The 4,742-nt window shown below is 52.5% G+C and carries 6 protein-coding genes; 5 read left to right on the forward strand and 1 reads right to left on the reverse strand.

Going from position 1 to position 4,742, the window contains the following annotated elements; all coding sequences use genetic code 11:
• From B7449_RS16790 to B7449_RS16800, 3 genes are all read left to right on the forward strand, one after another.
• The coding region (locus B7449_RS16790; RefSeq protein WP_307151825.1) for a LysR family transcriptional regulator at positions 1-951 on the forward strand (951 nt) is incomplete at its 5' end.
• Between the two features lie 861 nt (positions 952-1,812).
• Positions 1,813-2,982 carry an oxalate decarboxylase family bicupin gene (locus B7449_RS16795; RefSeq protein ID WP_025439994.1) on the forward strand — a complete coding sequence of 390 codons (1,170 nt, stop codon included), beginning with the start codon at positions 1,813-1,815 and terminating at the stop codon, positions 2,980-2,982.
• Positions 2,982-3,632 carry a YoaK family protein gene (locus B7449_RS16800; protein ID WP_039733935.1) on the forward strand — a complete coding sequence of 217 codons (651 nt, stop codon included), beginning with the start codon at positions 2,982-2,984 and terminating at the stop codon, positions 3,630-3,632. The genes B7449_RS16795 and B7449_RS16800 overlap by 1 nt, the downstream gene beginning before the upstream one ends.
• A 147-nt stretch (positions 3,633-3,779) precedes the next feature.
• On the opposite strand, the gene B7449_RS16805 is transcribed toward B7449_RS16800, so the two are convergent.
• A complete protein-coding gene (locus B7449_RS16805; protein WP_039733934.1) occupies positions 3,780-4,253 on the reverse strand; it encodes a YaiI/YqxD family protein in 474 nt (157 codons plus the stop codon).
• An 80-nt stretch (positions 4,254-4,333) separates the two neighbouring features.
• Between B7449_RS16805 and B7449_RS23620 the strand changes: the two genes are divergently transcribed.
• Together B7449_RS23620 and B7449_RS16810 are read left to right on the forward strand one after the other, a co-directional pair.
• Entirely contained in the window at positions 4,334-4,456 is a 123-nt protein-coding gene (locus tag B7449_RS23620; protein WP_258373650.1) for a hypothetical protein, read from the forward strand.
• 57 nt (positions 4,457-4,513) lie between these two features.
• A partial coding sequence (locus B7449_RS16810) for a transposase (protein WP_209426771.1) occupies positions 4,514-4,742 on the forward strand: 229 nt, incomplete at its 3' end.

Consider the following 4,742-nt stretch of genomic DNA (forward strand, 5'->3'; position numbering starts at 1 on the left):
TCGGGCTCCTGTGGGATGACTGAATTCTACAAAATGACCCGAAACTGCCTCAAGTGTGAGAAATCCGCGTCGAAAGCGGCGGAGGCCTGTCACGTCTCGCAACCCGCGCTCTCACGCGCCATTCGTCAGCTTGAAGCGGACTTGGGCGTGACGATTGTTGAAAGAAAGAGAAAAGCATTTACGCTTACAGAAGAAGGGAAGCGGGTTATCCGGTGGGCTCACGATATTCTGCGTGGGATCACGGAATTACGTCAGGATGCTTCCTTGGCAAGGCAGGGACTTTTCGGAATCATACGTATTGGCGTCATTCCGACGGCAGTTCATCTTATTCCCCTGATCCTGCAGGATATAAGGAAAGATGCTGGACCATGTGCCAGTGCCGTACAGGTCATTCCAAATGAAGACATCATTTCGAAGTTGATTTCAAAGGAAATTGATTTCGGCATTATGTATACGGATCAAATGCCTCAGGCCAATTCGTTCGAGGTGCGTACACTTTACGCGGAACATCAGGTTCTGGCTGCCGTAGATGATTTTGAGCTTCCGCTTCAACCGGAAATCACCTGGGAAGAAGCAGCGACTCTTCCGTTGGCATTACTGACAAAAGGTATGCATTGTCGGCAATTGATTGATACCGGGTTTCAAATCGCTGGTGTTACTCCCAATGTACAAATGGAATCAGATTCTCTGGAACTCATACACGCCGAGTTGATGCTTGGTAATGTCGTAACGATACTTCCCATCGCCTCTTTTCCCTTGCGCATATCAGGTGAACAAAAGCTGCAAAAGCGGGCTCTTCAGGGGTTCTCACCAGGTTTCATTGGTCTTTGCAGGATGAAGGACGAACCGATAACGACTTTTGCATCTCGTGCCTGGGGCACTGCTGTAGCAATCGACTACGCTCATGCCATTGAAAAATCCTGTCTGACTCCGGTTGAAACAGAAAAATAAAAATAAATTAGGGAGCAATATACTTTTTTATTCCGTTCGGAAAAAGTGCAGGACACCCAGCTTTTTTCGAAAAACGTAGAGTATGCACTTCTTTTATGGAGCGCATATAGGGTTTTTGCTTTGGAGAACGTAAATGGTCTTTAGAAACTGCAAACACGCGTGCTGCATTGCCGCATTCGTCACGATCCTTCTGGGTCTGTCAGGATGTGCGGATACGGCAGGGCAAGCAAACAACAGACAATCTGTGTACAATGCGATAAAAAATATCCAGTCTGATCCGCATACTATTCCAGATCGCGGTATGTTTTAGAATAAAAATATGTCAGCAGGATCGTCATGACGAGGCATGGAGGCGATAGTCAGACGCAGACTTCCGTTCAAATCTGTTTCAGGCTCCGTGAGGGGATTGAAGATGGCGACCTGCATTGGCTGACAGACGAACAGGTAGTGCGTCTGCGGCCCTTTTCCCGAAAAGCCATGGCACGGCTCAGGTTGACGAACTCTGCATGCTGAGTGGGGGCATCTTCGTCAATCGGACAGTGGTGCTTCCATAAAGAATTGTCCGTATTGCTGCTTTTATTTTCAGAAACGGACATATCTCTTCGTTCTGTCCACAAAATCCGTCTATTTGTAATAATAATTGCTTCGAGAATTTTTAAATATAATTTATATATTTTATAAAATTAATCAGATGCTTTCTGTGAGTATTTTACCTTCGTGAATATTCACATTGTTGTGGGTATTCACACCATAAATTGTTGTGAGTATTCAACCATAAACAGAATTCTTGATGGACATCAATGCTTCACTCCTGCTAGTGACATATTTTGTCGCAATTCACATCAGGCAGGAAATACCCCAATGGCAGACCTTCCCTGGACCAGCTCAAAACGTGAGGCCCCGGAACCCGTTCGCGGTGATCGTGGGGCGAGCATTCTTGGACCGCGCAATCTTCCACGTGAACGCGAGGTTCCCGATCTGCTGGCGTCACCGGACACGGATGCGGGGACAATTCCCAATCTGAAATTCTCTTATGCCGACGCACGCAATCGTCTTGGCTCCGGTGGGTGGGCGCGTGAAATTACCATTCGCGAACTCCCGGTCGCTACAACGCTTGCGGGAGTGAACATGCGGCTCAAACCCGGCGGGTATCGAGAGCTTCATTATCACAAGGAAGCTGAATGGGGTTTCATGATCGCTGGGAAAGCGCGGGTCACGGCGCTGGATACAAGCGGACACCCTTTTGTTGATGATGTTGAAGCCGGGGATATCTGGAATTTTCCCGCCGGGATTCCTCACTCCATTCAGGGACTTGGCGATGAGGGATGCGAATTCCTTCTTGTTTTTGATGACGCGAATTTTTCTGAAAACGAAACTTTCCTGATCAGCGACTGGTTCGCTCATACGCCGCGACATGTTCTGGCGAAGAATTTCGGTGTGCCGGAATCCGTTTTCGCCAATCTGCCAACAGATGTGGAAAAAACGCGCTGGATCTTCAATGGAACCGAACCGACGGTTGCAAAGGAAGATGCGATCAAATGTCCGCAGGGTCCGTCGCAGATCCGGTATACGCATCGGTTTTTGAAGCAGGAGCCTGCGAAAGCTGCTGGCGGAACCGTGCGGGTTGTCGATTCCCGTAACTTTCCGGCGGCCTCGACCATTGCCGCTGCAATTAATGTTGTGGAACCGGGGAGGATGCGCGAACTCCACTGGCATCCGAACAATGACGAGTGGCAGTATTTCGTTCGTGGCCGTGCACGTATGACGGTTTTCGCATCGGGCGGGAAGGCGCGAACCTTCGATTACTGTGCGGGCGATGTGGGTTATGTGCCGCTCGGGATGGGGCATTATCTGGAAAATATCGGCGATGAACCGATGGTTTTTCTGGAAGCGTTCAAGAGCGATCACTTCGCCGATTTCTCGGCCAATCAGTGGTTGGGCCTGTCGCCGCGTCAGATGGTGAAGGAACATCTCAATCTTGACGATGAAACGTTGTCGAAACTGCGGCAGGACAAACCGCTGATCGTCTGATGACACCGCTGATACGCTCGGCCCTGCGCGTTCTCGCGCTGAGTCTTGTGGCGGGGTATGTGGATGCCGTGGGGTATGTTGAACTCCACGGCATTTTCACGGCCGCGATGACGGGAAATTCGACCACCTTCGGGATCTCCCTGGCCGACCGGGATCTGGCCAGAGCCGGCGCGATCGGCACGGTTCTGGGGCTGTTTTTTTTCGGAGCGCTGGCGGCGAGTCTGTTGCGGCGGGCTTTGCCGGCATACCGGCATGAGTGGCTGTGGATGGCGGGATTGCTGGTTCTGGCTCAGGGCGTCCACTGGTCTCATGCCGCAGGTGGCAGTGCTCGAATTGAGACGCTGTTGCTGGCGGTTGCGATGGCGATGCAGGGCGAGGCGCTTTCACGCTTTTCCGGTATTTCCGTGCAGACGATTGTTGTCACCAATAATATTGTAAAATTCGCTGATAATATTGCGGAGTTTCTCTGTGGGATCTGGCGGGGAAAGAGAGAGTTTTCGCTGGCTTCATTGCTGCCGGGACTTGGCTGGACCGGGTGTATCGCCGGAGCCTTTGTGTCGGTTTTTGCGCGCGGGGCGACTTCGGGGTTCTTTCTGGTTCCGGTGCCGCTGCTGATTGACCTGTTTTTCCTCTGGCCGGATCAGGGATGATGGGGTGATAATTACCTGCAGCTGACGCAATCCGTCCCACTCGTTCCCTGATTACAAGTCTCCAGTTTCCATTGGCTGCACGTTCCGGAAACGGGTGCAAACATCACAAGGTGAGCGGGAGAACAGACTGCTAACGGGCGACACGTCCTATGGCGCGACAGGGATACGAAAGCGTGGTTTCCGCAGACGCACCACCAGCGTGTCGAGCGCGGAGAGATAACGTGAACGGTCGAGCTTGCTGAAGGAGGCTCCACCCGGCGTCTCCATTCCGGCGGAGCGGAGATCGGTCATAAGATTGCGCATGCCGAGCGCCATTCCGATGGAGTTGGCGTCGAGTATCTTTCCCTTCGAGTCAATCACGCTCGCGCCTTTTTCCACGCAGCGCGCCGCCAGAGGAATATCGCCGGTGACAACGATGTCGCCTTCCTGCGCCTGCTCAGCGATCCAGTCGTCGGCGACATCCGGCCCGGCCTCCACGATGACGCGCTCGATCAGCGGCGAGTCAGGGATGACGATCATACGGTTCGACACAACAGCGACGGACAGCTTGTAGCGGCCTGCCACACGGTAAGTTTCGTCCTTAACCGGACAGGCGTCGGCATCAATATAGATACGGGTCATGAGCCTCGTCGTGCCTTATTGCGCGGAGGAGGTAAAGCGTGATTCCGTCACTGCCCCGAATGGGCTAAACTCTTCGCAGCATGTCCGAACCTGTTCCTTTCCAGCCCGTCCTGCGTCGGCTTTCCGACGCCGTCATCAACCGTATCGCCGCCGGTGAGGTGATCGACGCGGAAATCTCACAGAAGGGTTGTACATCGGGTTAGATTATGAAAAAGTCTGTTTTGCACAAAAGAATTTTTCATAAGCAATAAACGAACCCGATGCAGACAGAGTGTAGCGCAGGCGCGTATGAGTTTCCAGCCTCCTGTGGACGGCGTGTTGTGGCCCGTTTTGACGAGGGTCGCATGAGTTCGGATGGGGGCGTCATTCTGGTGAAGCAGGCTGATGACATTCTGAGGCTCAGCCGCCGCTTTGCTGCCTGTTTTCGCGATAAGCGGCATCCCGGCTTTGTGGAATACCGGGTTGAAGACCTTGTCCGTCAGCGGATCA

Origin of the sequence: Komagataeibacter intermedius TF2, from assembly GCF_000964425.1 — a bacterium.
Taxonomy (GTDB): Bacteria; Pseudomonadota; Alphaproteobacteria; order Acetobacterales; family Acetobacteraceae; genus Komagataeibacter; species Komagataeibacter intermedius.